Here is a 17,526-nt window from a genome sequence, read left to right as displayed (position 1 = left end):
CTGCGCGAGACTACCTAGAACGACGGCGGGGGTTCGTCCGCGGGCAAAGTCAGGGTGAAGGTGCTGCCTTCGCCGTGGCCGCTTTGGCACGTGATGGTGCCGCCGTGCCGTTCCACGATCAGCTTGGTGATGGACAGCCCCAGTCCGGCACCGGAGATGGCCGCTTTGCGGGCGGCCTCGGTGCGGTAGAACCGCTTGAACACCCGGGCGGCGTCCTCGCTGGTCATTCCCATCCCCGTGTCGCTGACGCTCAGCTGGATCCAGTCGTTGCCGGTGCTGGCACTGATGCTGACCTTCCCGCCGTCGGGGGAATACTTGATGGCGTTGGACACCAGGTTGTCCAGCGCCTGCCCGATCCTCAGCGGATCGGCGTAGGCCCAGAGAGGGGACGGAACGTCCGCGGTGAGCTCGATGTGCGCCCGCTCGGCCTGTGCCTGTGCGGAGCCCACGCTCGTTTCCACGAGGCCCGCCAGGTCCGTCCGTTTCGGGTGGACGTTCAGGGCAGCTGATGCTGACGCCGTCAGGTCGGAAACCAGCGCCAGCAGTCGTTCCGAATTCCGCTGCACCACCATCAGCCGCCGGGCCACGTGCGGCGGGAGGTCCGCCGCGTCGTCGAGCACCATGTCCACGTTGCCGATGATCGAATTCAGCGGGCTTCGGAATTCGTGGGAAACGTTGGACACCAGTTCCTCATTCGCGGCCAGCGCCTCCACCAGGCCGGTCACGTCACTGAACACGACGACGGCGCCGCTGGGGCTGCCGTCATCGCCGACCAGCTGCCGGGCTGCAGTGGAGATGGCCCGCTGGTCGGTGCCCTCGCCGATCCAGATGAGGTAGTCAGCAAAGGACTCGCCGTGCACAGCCCGCCGGACGGGGCGCTTGTCCTCGGGCAGGGCGGTCTGTTTGTCCAGGGCGAAGATGGCCTGCTGTGCTTCATCGCGGTCCTCCGGTCCGCTGGCGATCTCCCGGAACCGGCGTTGCCGGTCGTTGATCAGGAGATGGTTTCCGGCCGTATCGACGGCGACAATGCCGACGTCGGTGGCGTCCAGTACCGTCTGCAGCAGCTTTTCCCGTTCCCGGCTTTCGCCCAGCAGCTTCCGGAGTTCCCGGTCCTTTTCCGCCAGCTCCCGCTGCTGCATGCGCAGATGGACGCTCGCAAACCTGATCGCCAGGGACACGGTGAGCATCATCAGGGGAAAGAGGAAAACCGTGGTGATGTCCGACGGCGTGAGGTTGGGGATCCTGCCGGCCACGGACGGAAGCATGATGAACAGCGGGCCCGCGAAGCTGAGCACCAGGCTGCTGCGGGCCAGCATTCCCGAAGCGGACAGCCAGATCACCGGGAACACCGCCAGGACGGCAAGGCCAGGGAGCAGAGGGGCGGCCCCGTTACGGAGCAGTCCGATCGCCGCGAAATCCAGGATGGGAATCAGCAGGTACGGGCGGTGGGCCAGCCGCTCCCACGGGACCAGGAAGCACGCCAGGAACAGGACGCCATGCAGAACGATTCCGCCCATGTACAGCGGACTTTGCAGAAGCGTAGGCCAGGCGAACGGCGTGGCTATTGCCAGGCCAGCCACCAGCAGCGTCAGTGGCAGCTGGCATAACGCCACCTGTGAGCGGGTCCCCAATCCCCGGAAAAAGCGCAGCGGTCCACGCCGCATCAGGGTTTCAGCCATAAACGCCGCTCGAACCTTTCGACGTCGCGTTCAGGCGGGAGGCGGCATGTGCCGCTGAATTCCTGCAGGTCGCCATTGTGCACATCCTTTCCAGCCCCAAATGTACATGCCTTGTCATAATTATTGACTTTTCAAATGCAAGCTTCAAAGAGATGTAATCAGGCCGGGTTACTTGTAGCGTATAAATGGTTGGAGCAGATATGGCATTGGCGCTGGGCTAATGGGGGGGCCGTATCCGCCTGGCTCAGGGATAGTAATGGACGACGATCTTGGTGTGGCTGTAGTCATCGAAGATGACGCTGACGTGCGGAACCTCCTCGAAGGGGTTCTAAGCCAGGCGGGCTTCGAGGTCCATACAGCGGTTGACGGGCGGGCCGGGGTTGAAGTGGTCCGCAGCAAGCAGGCCAACGTGGTGACGCTGGACATCGGCCTGCCTGACATTGACGGGTTCGAAGTACTTCGGCGGATCCGCCACTTCAGCAATGCCTATGTGGTGATGCTGACGGGCAGGACCGAAGAGCCGGACCTGCTCTCCGCCCTGAATGCGGGGGCGGACGACTACATCGCCAAGCCCTTCAGGCCCCGCGAACTGCGGGCACGGGTTGCCGCGATGATGCGCAGGCCGCGCCACGAAGTCAGCGCACAAAAGCCGGCGGCCGGCACGTGGCCGCCTGCCCAGGCAGCTGCCGTGCCGCGCCAACACGATTCCGCCGTCCTGCAGCACAACGGCCTGCTCCTGAATCACCGGACGCGGACCGTGGAAGTGCAGGGCCAGCCGCTGACGCTCACCCGCAGCGAGTTTGATCTGCTCCACGTGCTGCTGAGGGGCGGCGGAGCGGTGTGCACGCGGGCGGACCTGGTCAGGGCGGTGCGCGGGGAGTTCTACGACCAGGACACCTACATCAGCGACGCGGACGAACGCGCCGTCGAAGTGCATATCGGCAACCTGCGGCGGAAGCTCAAGGAGGACCAGGTGTCCCCGCGGTGGCTACAGACGGTCCGGGGGGTGGGCTACCGGCTGGCACCCAGCCGGCCACTTGAGCGGTAGGCCGTATCAGTCGTTTTCGAGGATGTAGCTGGACTGAAGCTCGGAGATGGTCAGTCCGCCGTCCTCGGCTACCCGCTCCATCAGCACCTGTCCCTGGCCGAAGTCGCCGAGGCGGATCACGGCTTCGAGGAGCTCTGCCAGCTTGGCAAGCCGCAGCCCGCCCACCATGGCCGAGGTGATCTTCAGGCTGATGACGGCGTCAAGGGCTGCGTCGCCGTCCCGGTTGTCCACGGCTGCTGCAAGGCGGGCATACCGTTGGTCCCACATTGCCGCGTAGTCCCGGGCAAAGCGCTGGGCCAGGCCCGAGCCGTCCAGCTCGTCCTCCAGCTCGTCCAGGATGGCGGCGTCAACGAGCGGCAAGAGCCCGGCCGCTTCCTGTGGGGATGCGGCGAGGCCGGCTGGCATGATCCCGGGCTCGAAGGCCGCAGGTGCCGCCTCGTCGCTGGTGCCGGGATCTGGACTGTGCATTGTTCAAGGCTACTTCCTGAATTTCCTGGGTTGTGCTGTTTGGGGTGATCCTTTGGAAAGCTTGAGCGATCCTTCAGCCGGACCTGGCCTTATTGGCCACTGAACGTCATCACGGTATTAACAACTGCCGGTCCCAGAATTGCGATGAAGAGGACCGGGAAAATGAAGAAGAGCAGCGGGAAAAGGATCATGACGGGCAGTTTCATGGCCTTCTCCTCGGCACGTTGCCGCCGCTTGACGCGCATGACCTTTGCCTGGACCCGGAGCACCCGGCTGATGGCGATGCCGTACGTGTCCGCCTGGACCACCGCCTGCACAAAGCTGCGCAGTTCCGGAATGTTGGTCCGTTCGGCCAGCGCGATGTAGGACTCCCGGCGGCTGCGGCCCACCTGCATGTCCTGCAGCGTGCGCACCAGCTCCTCGGCCAGCGGGCCCTTCCCGTTTTCGCCGGCGCGCGCCATGGCACCTTCAAAGCCCAGGCCCGCCTCGACCGAGATGAGCATCTGGTCAAGGGTGTTGGCCAGTTCCAGCTGGATGGTCTTCTGGCGCTCCAGGCCCTTGCTGTAGAGCAGGAGGTCAGGAATGAAGTAGCCCAGGAACAGCACAAAGAGCCCGGCCAGCTTCATGAGCGGGGTGCTGCCGATGGCGGTCAGGTAGAAACCCAGCGCGGCGCCCGTGAGCCCGAGGGCAAGCTTTGAGCCCAGGACTTTGCCCAGCGGCATGGACGCCGGCCGGCCTGCGAGGGAGAGCAGGCGGTCCAGGAACGCCACGTACGCCGGGGGAGTGAGGCGCCGGCCCACGCCCTCCAGCAGCCCCGGCTTTCCGGCGGAGGCAACAGCGATCGGCGCGGCGCCGCGGGACAGGAGTTCGTTGACGGCGAGCCGGCCCTGGCGGTCAACGGTGAGGACGGACCAGGCCAGCCCGGCCAGGGGAGCACACACCAGCAGGATGGACAGAAGCACAATCAGGTACATGGTGTCCTCAGAACTTCAGGTCGATGATCTTGCGCATCCACAGCGCACCGATGGTCATGAGGACAAAGGACGCTCCGATCATGACCCAGCCCAGGGGGTGGGTGAACATGGAGTTCATGTAGCTGGGGCTCACGGACAGGAGCATGGCCACGATGCCGAACGGCATGGCGATGAGGATGTAGGCCGAGAACTTGCCTTCCGCCGCCAGCGCCTTGATGTGGCCCTTGATTTCGGCGCGCTCGCGGATGGTTTCGTTGACCTGGTCCAGGACGTCCGCCAGGTTGCCGCCTACTTCGCGGTTGATCTGGATGGCCTGGGAGATCCAGACGAAGTCCTCGTTTTTCATCCGGTCCGCGGTGTCATTGAGGGCTGCCAGGAGGTCCCGGCCCAGGCTGGTCTCGGTGATGACGCGGCGCATCTCCTCGGACGTCGGCTTTTGCGACTCGGTGGCAGCGGCGTCGATGGCCCTGAGGATACTGTGACCGGCGCGCAAACCGCCGGAGAGCAGTTGCAGGGTGTCGCCGAGCTGGCCGTCGAACGCCGCACGGCGTTTCCCGGCCAGGAATCCGAGGACGAGTTTTCCAACGAATGGGGCCAGCAATGCCAGGAGCAGCCCCACCAGCGGTCCCACCGTGACGGTACCTACCAGCATGCCAATGCCCGCGCCGATGCCCACCAGCAGGAAGAACTCGACCTGGCTCAGGCGAAGCCCGGCGTCCTCCAGCTCCGCGCGGGCGAACAGCTTCACGTTGCGTCCGGCCAGGGGCCGTTCGAGGGAGCGGACGGCGGAGAGCGCCAAGCGGGATATCGAGGAAGGCGGCTCCGCTTCAAAAGGACGACGGCGGTCCAGCGGCACCGACGGGGCGCCCGGCAGGATCACGGCAACGCCCAGCAGGCATACGGCCACCAGCAGGATGACTGCTCCGGCAGCGAGAATCACGGCGGTACCTATCTTCCGGTCTGGTTCTGTGAAGTGGGTGGTTGGCCCGTGAGGGCCTGCGGTCCGGCGAAGACGCCCGGCGAGACGTGGATGCCCAGGTCCTCGAACCGGTCGATGAACCGCGGCCGGATGCCGGTGGCCACGGGCTTGCCGAGGAACCGGCCCTGGGCGTCAACCCCGGCGGAGTAGTCGAAGACGAAGGCGTCCTGGAGGGTCACGATGTCCCCTTCCATTCCCTGTACTTCGGTGACGTGGGTGATGCGCCGGGAGCCGTCCCGCAGGCGGGAGATCTGGACGATGAGGTTGACGGCGGACGCGATCTGTTCCCGGATGGCGCGCAGCGGCAGGTCCATGCCGGCCATGAGCACCAGGGTTTCGAGCCTGGCCACGGCGTCGCGGGGCGAGTTGGAGTGCACGGTGGAAAGGGAGCCGTCGTGGCCGGTGTTCATGGCCTGCAGCATGTCCAGCGATTCGCCGCCACGCACCTCGCCCACCACAATCCGGTCGGGGCGCATGCGCAGCGAGTTCCGGAGCAGCTCGCGGATGGTCACCTCGCCTTTGCCCTCGGTGTTCGGCGGCCTGCTTTCGAGGCGGACCACGTGCTGCTGCTGGATCTGCAGTTCCACGGCGTCCTCGATGGTGACGATCCGCTCGTCCGCGGGAAGGAAGGAGGACAGGACATTGAGGAGGGTGGTCTTGCCCGTCCCCGTACCGCCGGACACGATGATGTTGAGCTTGGCTTTGACGCAGGCGTTCAGCAGCTCCGCCATTTCCGGCGTCAGCGTTCCAAAGTCGATCAGGTTGCGGACGGTCAGGGGGACCTTGCTGAATTTACGGATGGTCAGCGAGGACCCGCCAACGGCCAGCGGCGGGATGACGGCGTTGACACGGGAGCCGTCCTCGAGGCGGGCGTCCACCAGCGGGGAGGACTCGTCGATGCGGCGGCCCACCTTGGACACGATGCGTTCAATGACCTTGCGCAGGTGCTCCTCTGAGCTGAACCGGGACTCGGTGAGCGTGAGCTTGCCCTTGCGCTCCACATAAATCTGGTCCATCCGGTTCACCATGATTTCGGTGACGGCGGGATCGTCCAGCAGGCGCTGGAGCGGGCCGTAGCCCAGGACGTCGTCGGCGACATCCCGCACCAGGCGGGTCCGCTCCTCGGGCGTGAGGGGGACCTGCTCGGCGTCGATGATGCGGGACAGTTCCTCCTTGGCGGTGGCCCGGAGTTCCTGTTCGGTGACGGCAGCGTCGTTGAAGCGGGTGCCCATCCGCTCGAAAAGGGCGGTGGCCGCCCGAAGCTTCATGGCGGCGAAGACGTCCACGCCGGGTGCCTTGGGCACCTGCTGCATGCCGCCGTCGTGCGCTGGAATCACGACGGCGGCAGGCTCGGAAAGGTGCCCCTCCGCCGTCGGGCGGGGGGAGGGGATGGACGCGGCTGCGGTGCGGGGCCGCTCGAGCAGGGCCGTGGCCGTGCCGGACGGCTGGTTGCGGTCCTGGACCGCGCTGATCCGCTCGGAGAGTTTCATCAGATGACCACCCTTCGGTGAAGCTTGCGCTGGGTCTGGGTACGCCACGCCGGGTTGAAGCGCTCAACCAGCTGGCGGAGGCTCTTCACGGCGGGGTCCTTCTTCGATTCCTGGAGGACGGGGATGCCCCGGTTGGTGGAGAGGGCAACTGCGCGGGAGCGGGGGACGCTGACGTCCACGGGCGCGCCGATGGTGGATTCGACGTCCTGGACGCTGAGGCCGGCCTTGGCGTCGGCCATGTTCAGGACCACGTGGCGGGACTCGGGCATGATGTCCAATTGGCGGAGGACGTCCAGGCCACCCCGGAGGCCACGGAGGCTGGGGACGTCCATGGCGCTGACCCACACCACGTCGGTGCACTGCTCCATCGCGGCGAGGCCGATTTCGGGCATGCCCGGGGCGGTGTCCAGGACCACGTACTGAAATTCCTGGGCCAGCTGCTCGAGCAGGCGGGTGATCTGTTCCGGGGTGATGTGGTCCGCGTCCACCGGGTTGGGCGGCGCGCACAGGGCGTAGATCCCGGCCGGGTGAACTGTCAGGAAGGCCTTGAGGACCAGGGAATCCTGGCTGGCCGCCGGGGTGACGGCGTCCGTAACCGTGTGCTCGGGGTTGAGGTAGAGGCCGGAGGCGACGTCGCCGAACTGCAGGTCCAGGTCCACGATCACCACGCTCATAGGCGCGATCTGGCCCAGGCCGATGGCGATGTTCGTGGCGAGGGTGGTCTTGCCCACGCCGCCCTTGGGGGAGAAGACGCCGATGACCAGGCCCTTGCCGTTGGTTTCTCCTTGCGCTTCCGCGGTGCGGTGGCGGGTGGCGAAGGACTGGCAGGCGCGTTCGAGCAGGACGCGGATTTCCGCAGCGTCGGCGTTGGGGCTGAGGATGTCACGGATGCCGGCGCGCATGGCGTGCAGGAGGAAGGACGGGTCCACGTCGCTGACCAGCACCAGGCTGAGGCCGGGGAGCTGGACGTCGAAGACCTTGGCGAACCGGAGCGCCTCCTCGTAGGGGACGTCCGGTCCGATGATCAGGACTTCGGGCTGCTCCTGGTTGAGGAGGGCGAAGAGTTCGGCGGGGCCGGCGGGGAGGATGTCCGAGGCGATGGTCTGCACGGTGCCGCGGAGGCCGTGCGCGACGGCGGCGCGCAGCTTCTGGTCGAAGTCGCCGTTGGGGGAGAGGAGGACGAAGCGGCTCACTTGTACACCACTTCCTTGCGCTCGACGCGCGGTCCGTTGTCCTGGGCGTCCAGGGGTTCCTTGGTGAGCCAGAGCTCGCCGTTGATGGAGGTGAAGATGATCTTGCCGGCGTCGATGTCCGTGACGGCGACGGTGAGCATCAGTGATCCTTCCGGGAGGGTGGTGTCTGCGGGGTCCGTACCGTCGGCCGGCTTCTCGGCGCTCGCGGCCTGCGGGGCCCGCTGGACGGCCGTGACCAGGACTTTGCGGAGGGTGAGCTGGGTGGTGGCGTCCTCGGCTTTGGCTTTGTAGGCGCCGTTTTCGAAATTGAGCGAGATGCCCACGTGGTCGCCCACGTTGATCCGTCCGCCCACCACGCGCTGGGGTTCCAGTTGGAAGGAGACTTCCTGCATGCCAGCGGGGACCTTGGCGGCGCCTTCTGTTTTTGCTTCTTCGGGTGCCACGAGCCGTTCGGCCAGGAGCTGTTCGCCGGGGACGAGGTCCACGGCGCTGACGGTGCCGGCCTTGTTTTCGAGGGTGCTCAGGGCGGTGTCCGACTTCCCGGCGGCCGGGACTTTTTCGATGACCAGCGAGGCCGCCATGTCGTTGACCGGGGTGCCGGCCGGGATAGCGGTCTTCACCACCAGGACATCCACCGGTTCGGTTGATGCCAGGGCACGCTGGTCCGCGCCGTTGGCGTAGAAGATGATGAGGAGGGCTCCCACGAGCGCCAAAGCGACCGCGGCCGTTCCGGCGAGCAGGCGAGACTTCACTGTGTTACTCCGTGGTTTGGGTGTGTGGTCAGAGGGTGAGGCGGGCGATGGTGGCGCCGTATTGGTCCACCGGGCCCAGCGTGTAGCCGTCGGCGAGCGAGACGTATTTGACGAACTTGCCGATGACGCCGCGGCAGTTGCCCTTGCACTCTGTGGCGGTGGTGACGCCCGTCGTCGTCGACTTTTCACTGCGGAACTCGTAAGGGAGGCCGCTGTTGCCGCTGAACTTCCAGCCGGTGACTTCGAAGGCTGCGAAAGAGATCAGGCTGTAAACGGCGCCGGAACCCGTGCCGACCACCTTGTTGAAGACCGGTAGGAGGACGATGATTTTCCGTCCTGCCGTGATTTCGCTTGCCCAGTGGGTCAGTTCGGTGGAGCAGTGGCCGGGGGCGTTGTTGCCCGTGTCGCTGCCGCCCTCGCTGGTGGCGAGGTCGATGGTGCCGCCGCATTTTCCGGCGTCCGGTGCCAGCCAACCGAAGCCGCCAGCCACCGCCGCGCCTGACGGGCCGTAGTTGCAGTCCTCGTTTGCGTTGTTGCCGTGTTCCTGGAGGAGCTGGAGGCTGCCGCCGATGTTGTCCTTGACCTGGCAGATGGAGAACGCCAGGGGGAATGCGGTGCGGCCGGCCTTGGGGCTGCCCCAGGCGGCTTTGGATTGAGCGCCGACTTCCTTGGTGGGGATACCGAGGACGTCCGCGAAGAAAAGGGAGACAGAGTTGTCTTGTCCGCCCGTTTCCTTCGCGCTTGTGATGACCGCGACTGTCCGTGCCGTCTTGTCGAGCTGGATGCTGTGCACCTTGCTCATGCCGTCCAGCGCGTTCTGGTTGGCCAGGCTTGTGGCTAGCGTTGACGTCGTCGAACAGTTTGTGTCGGTGGCGTCGCGGGCGCATTTCTGCGCCAGTGCGATGGCCGAGGCGTCCGCGCCGCTTTGCAGCTGCGCGCGCTCGGAGTAGATGACCCCGACGTCGACGGCGATCGCCACAAAGCCGAGGAGGGTCACCAGGAGGATGGCCACGATGACTGAGACGGCGCCGCGTTCGTTGGTGTCCCGTCTCAGCCGCCGCACAGCATGACTCCTTTGCCCGTCATCGGAAACGGTCCGGCGATGCCGGTGATGGTGGACAGGTTGTAGTTGATGGTCAGCGTCACCTGGTTCCCGGTGCTGCACACTGTGGTGCTGAGGGTGATGTCCGTAGTGGGAATGGTGGTGCTGACGGATGCTGCCGCATTCTTTGCCGCGGTCTTGGCGCCGGCCGGATCGTTGGCGATGGCCATGACGCGGACGCCGTCGCGGGCTGCGTTGGTGAGGGTGATCTGGGCGTTGTAGGCGCGCCCGAATTCGATGGTTCCCAGTACCAGCATCAAGAGGAGGGGCAACAGGAGTGCGAATTCGACGGCGGCTGCTCCGCGTTCGGAATCGCTTGTCACCTGCTGCACCTCCTCTTGAATGACTCGTGTTTTGGCTACTGCTGCGTGAGGCGGTGCGGTTCCGATATGGGGGCCGGAACCGTACGCGGGGGAATGCTAGCTGGCGGCAGGGGCGACGGTGGGTGCAGGCGGGTTTACGATGTCAGTGTTGACGCCAGTAAACATGTCAAACAAGCTGTCGCCCAGGGTCGTAACGGCGATGATGATGACCACGGCTATGAGAGCCACCATGATGCCGTATTCAACGGCTGTGGCGCCCTTTTCGTCGGTGCGAACGCGTGCCATGAGGTTGGTGTAGAGAGAAAGCATTGAGACTCCTGTGCGAGACGGAAGGCTGGTCCTGCACCAGCACTGATACGAAGTTAGCAACGAGAAAAGGGCCAAAATCGGTATCTTGGGACATCCTGCGCAAAGGCTTTTCGCGGTGTATTTTTCCTGCGCTTTGACTGGGTATTCGCTGCGCTAACGCTGGGACTTATACCCTGAGACACATAAAAGGACCCCCTCGGTTCTGGGTGCCGAGGGGGTCCTGTCTGTGGGGCGTCAGGTTGACGCCGTTGGGGGAGCAGTACAAGGCGAGCCTTCAGAGCCTAAGGAAGACCTAGAGCAGCTCGAACTGTGACCGAAAGTTGGTTGTAGTAACCGTCGAGGGCGAGCCCGAATAAGCCAACGCCTGTGAGGATGATGATCGCGATGAACCCGACTAGAACGGGATATTCTGTTGCCGTTGCGCCGCGTTCTTCGTTCCAGCCAATGCTGGGCACTACCCGACGCAGAAGCTGTGTCAGTTGAGGCTTCAAAGTTTCTCCGCCTGCGTGTAGAGGGTTCAGGAAAAGGCTGCGATGATGCCCATAACCGCTGGCCCCATCAGGATGATGAAGAGGGTAGGAAATATGCAGAAGATCAGCGGGAACAAGATTTTGACGGGAATTTTCATGGCATGTTCTTCCGCGCGTTGGCGACGTTTGGTTCGTAGCTCATGAGCTTGTGCTTTAAGGACCTTTGCAATAGCAATCCCATAGGTATCAGCCTGGACGACAGCCCGAATAAAGCTACGCAAGTCCGGGGAGTCGACCCGGTCAGCTAGGGCTAAGTATGCATCTTTCCTGGCTCGGCCGACTTGCATGTCCTGGAGAGTGCGGCTGAACTCGTTGGCCAGCGGGCCTGTGCCATTTTGAGCACTTCGTGCCATAGCTGCTTCAAAGCCTAGTCCCGCTTCGACGGAAATGAGCATCTGGTCTAACGCGTTGGGCAGTTCCAGGCGTATGGCTTCACGGCGCTTTTCTGATTTCGCGCGGATGAGCAAGTCCGGGGCGAAGTAGAGAAATACAACAAATGCGATGGTGATGACAAAGCGCTGGGGGGAAGGCCCGGTCAGGAACAACAACAACCCTAGAGCAAACCCTCCGAGGGCAAGCAACGGCTTGATCACCAGGAGCCGGTCTAGGGGCCACTCTTTCGGACGGCCTGCTCCTGCAAGTTGTTTGTCCAGCCAAGTGATGTACCCCGAAGGCGCTATTTTCCTGCTGATGTTGGCGAGTTGCTCCGTGTTTTTTGGGATACCTTGACCGGTGGACTTCGACCCGAGGTTGCTTCGAATGTTCCGTAGACCGGCATAGTCGCGGGTGAAAGCAAGCCAAACTAGACCAGAGAGGGGCGCAATTATGGCCAGCACGGCTGCCATAGCGATAGGTTGCATGACGGCTCCTAATACTTCGGCTTGATCAGACGGCTCAACCAGAAAGCTCCCAGGCTAAGCATTACGGCCGCAGCACCCATCATGAGATAGCCGGGGACTGTTGACGAGAACGTCTTGGCGTAGTGGGGATTAACGAACTGGAGAGCGATGAACAGGATTATCGGCAGGGATATCAGAACGAGGGCAGATACTCGGCCCTCCGCGCTCAGGGCCTTTACTTGTCGTCGAATTTGATTTCGGTCTCGAATCGTCTCACCGACGTGATCGAGGACCTCAGCCAAATCTCCACCTACTTCACGGTGAATTTCGATTGCCTGCGCAATCCATCCAAAATCCTCATTGTCCGTTCGCTCTGCCACATCCAGCAGGGAGTCGCCGAGGTCTCTGCCAATGCGGGTTTCATTCACCACACGGCTTAGTTCGTCAGCCATTGGTGCTTCGCTTTCCTGCGCTGCAGCATCGAGCGAACGTAATAGGCTGTGACCCGCTCGCATGCCACCCGAAAGCATACGAAGAGTGTCCGGGACCTGTTCGTCGAATTTTGCCCGCCGCCGGGAGGTAAGCAGCTTCAGAGTGATGACGAGCCCAATAGCCGCTGCGATGATCAGCAGCGCGGCGAGAGAGACTCCACCCAGAACAAACCCAAAGGCTCCTGCAACAACACAAGTAATGCCACTGGAGAGGAGATAGTCGGCGGGTTGCTTTTTGAGGCCAGCGCTATCCAGCCGACGCCGCGACAGCACACCGTTCGAGCGGGGACTTAGCCTGGCTTCAATCACCGAAAGCGTCGCCGCTGTCAATTTCGTCAGGTTGGTAGGCTGCTGAACGGCGCCAAGCCTTCGGCGTTCCAGCGATAGGGAAGTGCCAGAACGCAGCAATGCCCAGAGGCCCATAATCAGGGCCAAGTAGACCAGCGCCAGGCCGAGAACCATGGCCGTCGTAGAGGTGACATCAATTGTCATCGCAGGGCTCCGAGATTTACGCCGAAAATTGCGGGTGAGATCGGGATGCCTAACTCTGCGAACCGGTCCGTGAAGCGAGGACGCACACCCGTTGGAATTGGCTTGCCAAGGAACCGACCATTAGCATCCACGCCGGCGGAGTAGTCAAAAATGAATGCATCTTGGAGTGTGACGATGTCGCCTTCCATCCCCTGAACCTCGGTGATGTGCGTGACTCGTCTCGTGCCGTCGCGAAGCCTGGTTATATGGACGATCAGGTTCACGGCCGATGCGACCTGCTCACGGATTGCTCGCAGAGGGAGGTCCATTCCAGCCATTAAGACCAGAGTCTCTAGCCGGGCGATCGCGTCCCTCGGCGAGTTGGCGTGAACAGTAGATATAGAGCCGTCGTGACCAGTGTTCATGGCCTGCAACATGTCCAGGGATTCACCACCACGCACTTCGCCGACGACAATTCGATCTGGCCTCATTCGCAAAGAGTTACGGACCAGTTCTCGAATGGAAACTTCGCCTCTGCCCTCTATATTGGCAGGTCGGCTTTCCAACCGAACCACGTGCTCCTGCTGCAACTGCAGCTCGACTGCGTCCTCTATTGTCACGATGCGGTCGGTGTCAGGTATAAAAGAAGACAGGACATTCAGCAGGGTCGTCTTACCCGTTCCGGTACCTCCGGAGACGATGATATTCATTCGTGCCAAGACACAGGCTCGCAGCAGTTCGGCCATCTCCGGGGACAAACTGCCGAACCCAATGAGCTTTTCTACCGTTAGCGCTTCCCGGGCAAACTTTCGAATGGTTAGCGACGGGCCGTTAACTGCCAAAGGGGGAATGATCGCGTTGACGCGCGAACCGTCCGCGAGCCGTGCGTCAACTAGAGGTGACGATTCGTCGATTCGCCGGCCTACTCGGGAGACAATTCGTTCGATCACGCGGCGAAGAGCCTCGTCTGAACTGAATTTCGCGTCAGTCTTTTGCAAGTGGCCGTACCGTTCGACATAAATGCTGTCATGGCGATTCACCATGACCTCAGTAATCTCTGGGTCATCCAGGAACCGTTGGATGGGACCATGGCCCAGAACGTCGTCAATTATTTCGCGGGTGAGGCGTTGACGCTCGGCTGACGTTAGCGGAACCTGCTCGGCGTCCACGACCTCCTTGAGCTCGTCGCGTACGTGCTGATGCAGTTCAGTTTCATCCATCGACGAGTCTTGGATTCTAGACCCTAGCCGTTCATATAGCGCCTGGCTTGCACGATCCTTGAGGCCGCGGAGGGCTTCGCTGGCTAGGCCTGCGGCAGGGCCAGCCTCCTCTCCGACAAGAGCTGCCTGGGCGGCGTCGGCCGCTTTGGCCTCTTGGATGCGGCGAAGAGTAGTGGGAATGACTGAAGAGGACTGTGCTTCCTGCGTCGGCTCGACCGGTCCGCCACCGTTGCGCAACTGATCAAATCTACTGGTGAGACTCACTGGACTACCGCCCTTCGGTGAAGCTTACGATGTGGTCGTTCTTGCCAATTGGGTTGAAAGCGCTCTACAAGCAGTCTTAAGCCCTTGGCTGCTATATCACGGCGGTTGTCCTGCAGGACAGGTATGCCCCTGTTCGTCGTGAATGGCAGAGTTCGCGAACGTGGAATGGCGACATCAACCGGGACGCCGATGGACGCCTCCACGTCAGGAACAGAAAGCCCGCTCTTAGAGTCGGCCATGTTAAGAACTACGTGCCGCCCCTCGGGCAGCAGCCCCAATTCGTCAAGTACACGGAAACCTGTTCTCAAGCCCCTAACGCTAGGGACGTCCATTCCGCAGACCCAAACGGCATCTGTAGCCTGCTCAAGTGCAGCGAGTACGTGCTCACCGAGTCCGGGAGCCGTGTCTAAAACGACATACTGGAACTCATGCCGTAACTGCTCCAGCAAATTCGTGACGTGGGCCGCCGTAATCCCGTCCATTTCCACAGGATTCTTGGGTCCACAAAGTGCGTAGATATTGGCCTCATGTATTGTGAGATGCGTCTTCAGCACCATGGAATCTTGGCTGGCCGCTCCCGAGACTGCATCCGCGATGGTGTGCTCTGGATCCAGGAGCAGACCGCTGGCGACGTCGCCGAACTGAAGGTCCAAGTCAACGATGACTACGCCCATCGGCGCGATTTTGCCCAAGCCCACCGCTATATTCGTGGCAACCGTCGTTTTGCCGACACCGCCCTTTGGCGACATAACGGCGATGACGCGACCACCGGCGCTGCCGGAACCTTCCCCGGTGCTTGGCGCGAGGCCTCTACGTCGTCCCGCGGCGGCCAGTGCGGAGCGTTCGACCATCGCGCGAATGCCGTTGATATCAGCTGAAGGGGACAGGATGTCCCTCACTCCAGATCTCATCGCGGCGAGCACAAGATCAGGTGTTTGCTCAGCCGCGAGCACGACGCTGATTTCCGGATGCTGGAGGTCCAGCAGCGCAGAGTGCTTCAGAGTGTCACTTAGTTCCAGGCCAGGGCCCAGGATCAGAACCTCGGGGGGTTCGCCTAGGAGCTTGTTCAGGAATTCGTCCGGTCCATCCGGTAGGTAGTCGGCCTGAAACCATTGAAGGCTGCCGCTCATGCCGGCGGTTGCCGAACGAACCTGTCGCTCGAATTCGCTATTCGGTGTGATGAGAACGAAGCGGCTCATTGGAAGACCTTGGTGCGCTCAATGACGCCGGAGCTGTCAGTCGTCGAGCTTTCGGGCTCTTTGCTCAGATAGACCTTGCCAAACTCGATGGCGTGAACAATTTTTTCCACTTCGGTTGAGGGTCTAGCCAGCGTTATCAGGTATTCCCCACCTGCTTGGGCAGTGGACTTGGAGTTCAGAGCACCATCAGATGCTGCCTCTGTTGAAGTCTTTTGCTGTTCCGTTGTTAATCCTGAGGAGTTCTGGACTGCAGTAACCAAGACCTTGTGGAAAACCATTTGCGACTGGTCAGGAACATTTTGCTTTTCATTTTCTTCGAATGAAAGAACGACTCCTACCGTGTCACCCGCCCTAATGTTGCCTCCGACGATCCTGTCTATCGACAGCTTTACGGTGACTTCCTGAAGGCCTACTGGAACTGGAGCACGACCAGGTCCCAAGAGCAAAGCCGGTTCTACGACCCGGCTGGTCAACAGTTGTTCTCCAGGGACTAGTCCTACGGCTGCCACTTTCTGCCCAAGATCGGAAAGCTTGGTAACGCTGTCAGTTGCTACGGCAGACTTCGGGATAGACCTCCTAGCCACTGAATCACCAAAGTTGCTGACCGATGTGCCTGCTGCAATCGGTTCCTGGACCACGTAAACTTCCGTAGTCTCAGTGTTGGCAAAAGCGCGCTTGTCGGCGCCTTGCACGTAGGAGACCAGTAGAAGCGTCCCTAAGATTGCCACAACTAGTGCGGCTATACCTCCCAGTAGGCGAGCTTTCAATTTTCCACCCCTTTAGATGAATTACAGCTATTTTTTTAAACCGAGAATTACGACATTGCCATTAGGGGTGGAGGATCCACCCGTGAAGAGCGACGGATCAGCGGCATATCCCACAAAGGTGCCATATAGACCTTTTTCGCTGTCCGTGAAGACATTTCCGGGATCGTAGGTATTGCCAGGGAACTCCCATCCCTGCACTTCGAACCCAGCCCATTTTTCGATCATGTACTGCACGTTGTTGCCGCTGCATGGCGTGAAAACGTCTTTACAGGTGTAGGCATAAACAGGGATGGCAACTGTTTGACCGACAAGTGAGGAGTTGAAGAGGGACCCACAGCCAATCGGCATCGAAGCTCCTGCGCTTGTCTGGCTCCACTCGCCCACCTCCGCAGTGACGTTGCAGCCCGTGTTTCCGTCGGGTGCGAGCCAGGCGAAGCCTCCAGGAATGATTTGATTTGATGGATTGCGCCCGTTGCAGTCTTCAGCTCCACCTCCGCCGCCCTGAGTCAGGATTTTGTGGGGAAGTCCGTCCTCAATGAATTCACAAGTCGCAAAAGTTAGTGGGAGAACGCTGCGGCCCGTCGTGGGATAAAGCCAATTAGCTGTTGCTGTTGCGCCTACTCCTACGTCTGTAACGTTCAGCGCGTTGGCGAACAGCTTTGTCAGAAACCCGGAACCATTGGCAGCATTGATTGTCGAGGTGCTTACTGTCACTTCCCCGGGAACGGCCAGATCCACAAAGCGGACGTTTGAGTTGCCGTCTTTCGAATTTTGGTCGGCCAGGGCATTTGCAACAACGTTGGCGTCCGCCTGCGTGCAACCCCCAACAGCGGAGCAGAGGTCAGCGCCAGCTAAAGCGCCGGCGTCGGCAGCATTCTGAAGTTCAGCACGTTCGGCATATATTTGCCCCACGTCTACAGCCATGGCACCGACCCCAAGGAGGACCAAGACCATCACAGCTACTAGGACGCCGGATGCGCCGCGTTCCCCTTCAATGTCAGGCTTTTGCGTCTCTAACCACCACATCGCATTGCCCCTTGCCCGTTGACTGTAACTGTCGGTCCGAAAAATCCAGTGAGTGCGGGTCGAGTCAGAGTAACGGTCGCCGTGACCGTGGCATCCGGTGAGCACGCTCCGGAGAAGGTGATGTTCCCGGGTGCGATTGCCAAGCCAGGAGCCCCGGCAACACCAGCCGACGCTGCCTCAGCAGTGTCGTTAGTAACAGCCATAGTGCGGGCTGCCTCCCGGGCTGCCTGAGTAACAGAAATTTGAAGGTTGTAAAAGCTTGAAAACTCGACGATGCACACGACTATTGCCATAAGAATTGGAGCAATGAGTGCGAACTCGACGGCGGCCGCTCCTCGTTCCCGTCCTGGCCTGTGTTTGCCGCTCTTCACGGATTCCCCCTTACGGGACATGCAATTGGAA

The 17,526-nt window shown here is 61.8% G+C and carries 19 protein-coding genes; 1 reads left to right on the top strand and 18 read right to left on the bottom strand.

All coding sequences use genetic code 11. The features are described from left to right. Positions 1-14 precede the first annotated feature (14 nt). On the bottom strand, positions 15-1,679 hold the full coding sequence (locus tag P2Q66_RS21505; protein ID WP_275731394.1) for a sensor histidine kinase: 1,665 nt from the start codon (positions 1,677-1,679) through the stop codon (positions 15-17). 256 nt (positions 1,680-1,935) lie between these two features. Between P2Q66_RS21505 and P2Q66_RS21500 the strand changes: the two genes are divergently transcribed. Then, a complete protein-coding gene (locus tag P2Q66_RS21500) occupies positions 1,936-2,727 on the top strand; it encodes a response regulator transcription factor (RefSeq protein WP_275731393.1) in 792 nt (263 codons plus the stop codon). Between the two features lie 6 nt (positions 2,728-2,733). On the opposite strand, the gene P2Q66_RS21495 is transcribed toward P2Q66_RS21500, so the two are convergent. The 17 genes from P2Q66_RS21495 to P2Q66_RS21415 form a co-directional block, all read right to left on the bottom strand. Beyond that, positions 2,734-3,195, bottom strand: a complete 462-nt coding sequence (locus P2Q66_RS21495; protein WP_275731391.1) for an Hpt domain-containing protein — start codon at positions 3,193-3,195, stop codon at positions 2,734-2,736. An 89-nt stretch (positions 3,196-3,284) separates the two neighbouring features. Then, positions 3,285-4,169 (bottom strand): type II secretion system F family protein, encoded by an 885-nt coding sequence (locus tag P2Q66_RS21490; protein WP_275731389.1) that lies wholly within the window; start codon positions 4,167-4,169, stop codon positions 3,285-3,287. Positions 4,170-4,176: 7 nt separating this feature from the next. Further along, positions 4,177-5,109, bottom strand: a complete 933-nt coding sequence (locus tag P2Q66_RS21485; RefSeq protein WP_275731387.1) for a type II secretion system F family protein — start codon at positions 5,107-5,109, stop codon at positions 4,177-4,179. Between the two features lie 8 nt (positions 5,110-5,117). Beyond that, positions 5,118-6,638, bottom strand: coding sequence for a CpaF family protein (locus P2Q66_RS21480; protein WP_275731385.1), 1,521 nt, complete (start codon positions 6,636-6,638; stop codon positions 5,118-5,120). Then, positions 6,638-7,831: an AAA family ATPase gene (locus P2Q66_RS21475; RefSeq protein WP_275731384.1), complete on the bottom strand. Its 1,194-nt coding sequence runs from the start codon at positions 7,829-7,831 to the stop codon at positions 6,638-6,640. The genes P2Q66_RS21480 and P2Q66_RS21475 overlap by 1 nt, the downstream gene beginning before the upstream one ends. Further along, entirely contained in the window at positions 7,828-8,583 is a 756-nt protein-coding gene (locus P2Q66_RS21470) for an RcpC/CpaB family pilus assembly protein (RefSeq protein ID WP_275731382.1), read from the bottom strand. The genes P2Q66_RS21475 and P2Q66_RS21470 overlap by 4 nt, the downstream gene beginning before the upstream one ends. Before the next feature lie 28 nt (positions 8,584-8,611). Continuing rightward, the gene (locus P2Q66_RS21465; RefSeq protein ID WP_275731381.1) at positions 8,612-9,646 is read right to left on the bottom strand and encodes a TadE/TadG family type IV pilus assembly protein; all 1,035 of its coding nucleotides are present in this window, start codon (positions 9,644-9,646) and stop codon (positions 8,612-8,614) included. Beyond that, positions 9,634-10,008, bottom strand: coding sequence for a TadE family protein (locus P2Q66_RS21460; RefSeq protein ID WP_275731380.1), 375 nt, complete (start codon positions 10,006-10,008; stop codon positions 9,634-9,636). Before P2Q66_RS21460 ends, P2Q66_RS21465 begins: the two co-directional genes overlap by 13 nt. A gap of 96 nt (positions 10,009-10,104) precedes the next feature. Next, complete coding sequence (locus P2Q66_RS21455) at positions 10,105-10,317, bottom strand: Flp family type IVb pilin (protein ID WP_275731379.1); 213 nt, start codon at positions 10,315-10,317, stop codon at positions 10,105-10,107. Between the two features lie 281 nt (positions 10,318-10,598). Beyond that, positions 10,599-10,772 carry a Flp family type IVb pilin gene (locus tag P2Q66_RS21450; RefSeq protein ID WP_275731378.1) on the bottom strand — a complete coding sequence of 58 codons (174 nt, stop codon included), beginning with the start codon at positions 10,770-10,772 and terminating at the stop codon, positions 10,599-10,601. A gap of 62 nt (positions 10,773-10,834) precedes the next feature. Further along, positions 10,835-11,707: a type II secretion system F family protein gene (locus P2Q66_RS21445; protein WP_275731377.1), complete on the bottom strand. Its 873-nt coding sequence runs from the start codon at positions 11,705-11,707 to the stop codon at positions 10,835-10,837. 8 nt (positions 11,708-11,715) lie between these two features. Beyond that, the gene (locus tag P2Q66_RS21440) at positions 11,716-12,669 is read right to left on the bottom strand and encodes a type II secretion system F family protein (protein WP_275731376.1); all 954 of its coding nucleotides are present in this window, start codon (positions 12,667-12,669) and stop codon (positions 11,716-11,718) included. Beyond that, the gene (locus tag P2Q66_RS21435) at positions 12,666-14,105 is read right to left on the bottom strand and encodes a CpaF family protein (RefSeq protein WP_275731398.1); all 1,440 of its coding nucleotides are present in this window, start codon (positions 14,103-14,105) and stop codon (positions 12,666-12,668) included. Before P2Q66_RS21435 ends, P2Q66_RS21440 begins: the two co-directional genes overlap by 4 nt. Positions 14,106-14,128: 23 nt before the next feature. Continuing rightward, entirely contained in the window at positions 14,129-15,331 is a 1,203-nt protein-coding gene (locus P2Q66_RS21430; protein WP_275731375.1) for an AAA family ATPase, read from the bottom strand. Further along, entirely contained in the window at positions 15,328-15,969 is a 642-nt protein-coding gene (locus tag P2Q66_RS21425) for an RcpC/CpaB family pilus assembly protein (RefSeq protein WP_275731374.1), read from the bottom strand. The genes P2Q66_RS21430 and P2Q66_RS21425 overlap by 4 nt, the downstream gene beginning before the upstream one ends. Before the next feature lie 156 nt (positions 15,970-16,125). Continuing rightward, a complete protein-coding gene (locus tag P2Q66_RS21420) occupies positions 16,126-17,124 on the bottom strand; it encodes a pilus assembly protein TadG-related protein (RefSeq protein WP_275731373.1) in 999 nt (332 codons plus the stop codon). Continuing rightward, positions 17,112-17,516: a TadE family protein gene (locus P2Q66_RS21415; RefSeq protein WP_275731396.1), complete on the bottom strand. Its 405-nt coding sequence runs from the start codon at positions 17,514-17,516 to the stop codon at positions 17,112-17,114. The genes P2Q66_RS21420 and P2Q66_RS21415 overlap by 13 nt, the downstream gene beginning before the upstream one ends. Between the last annotated feature and the right edge of the window lie 10 nt (positions 17,517-17,526).

The sequence above is a fragment of the Arthrobacter sp. Cr_A7 genome (genome assembly GCF_029222765.1).
Classification (GTDB): Bacteria; Actinomycetota; Actinomycetes; order Actinomycetales; family Micrococcaceae; genus Arthrobacter.
Note: the sequence above shows the minus strand (reverse complement) of the source record. Positions and strands in the feature narration are given on the sequence as shown.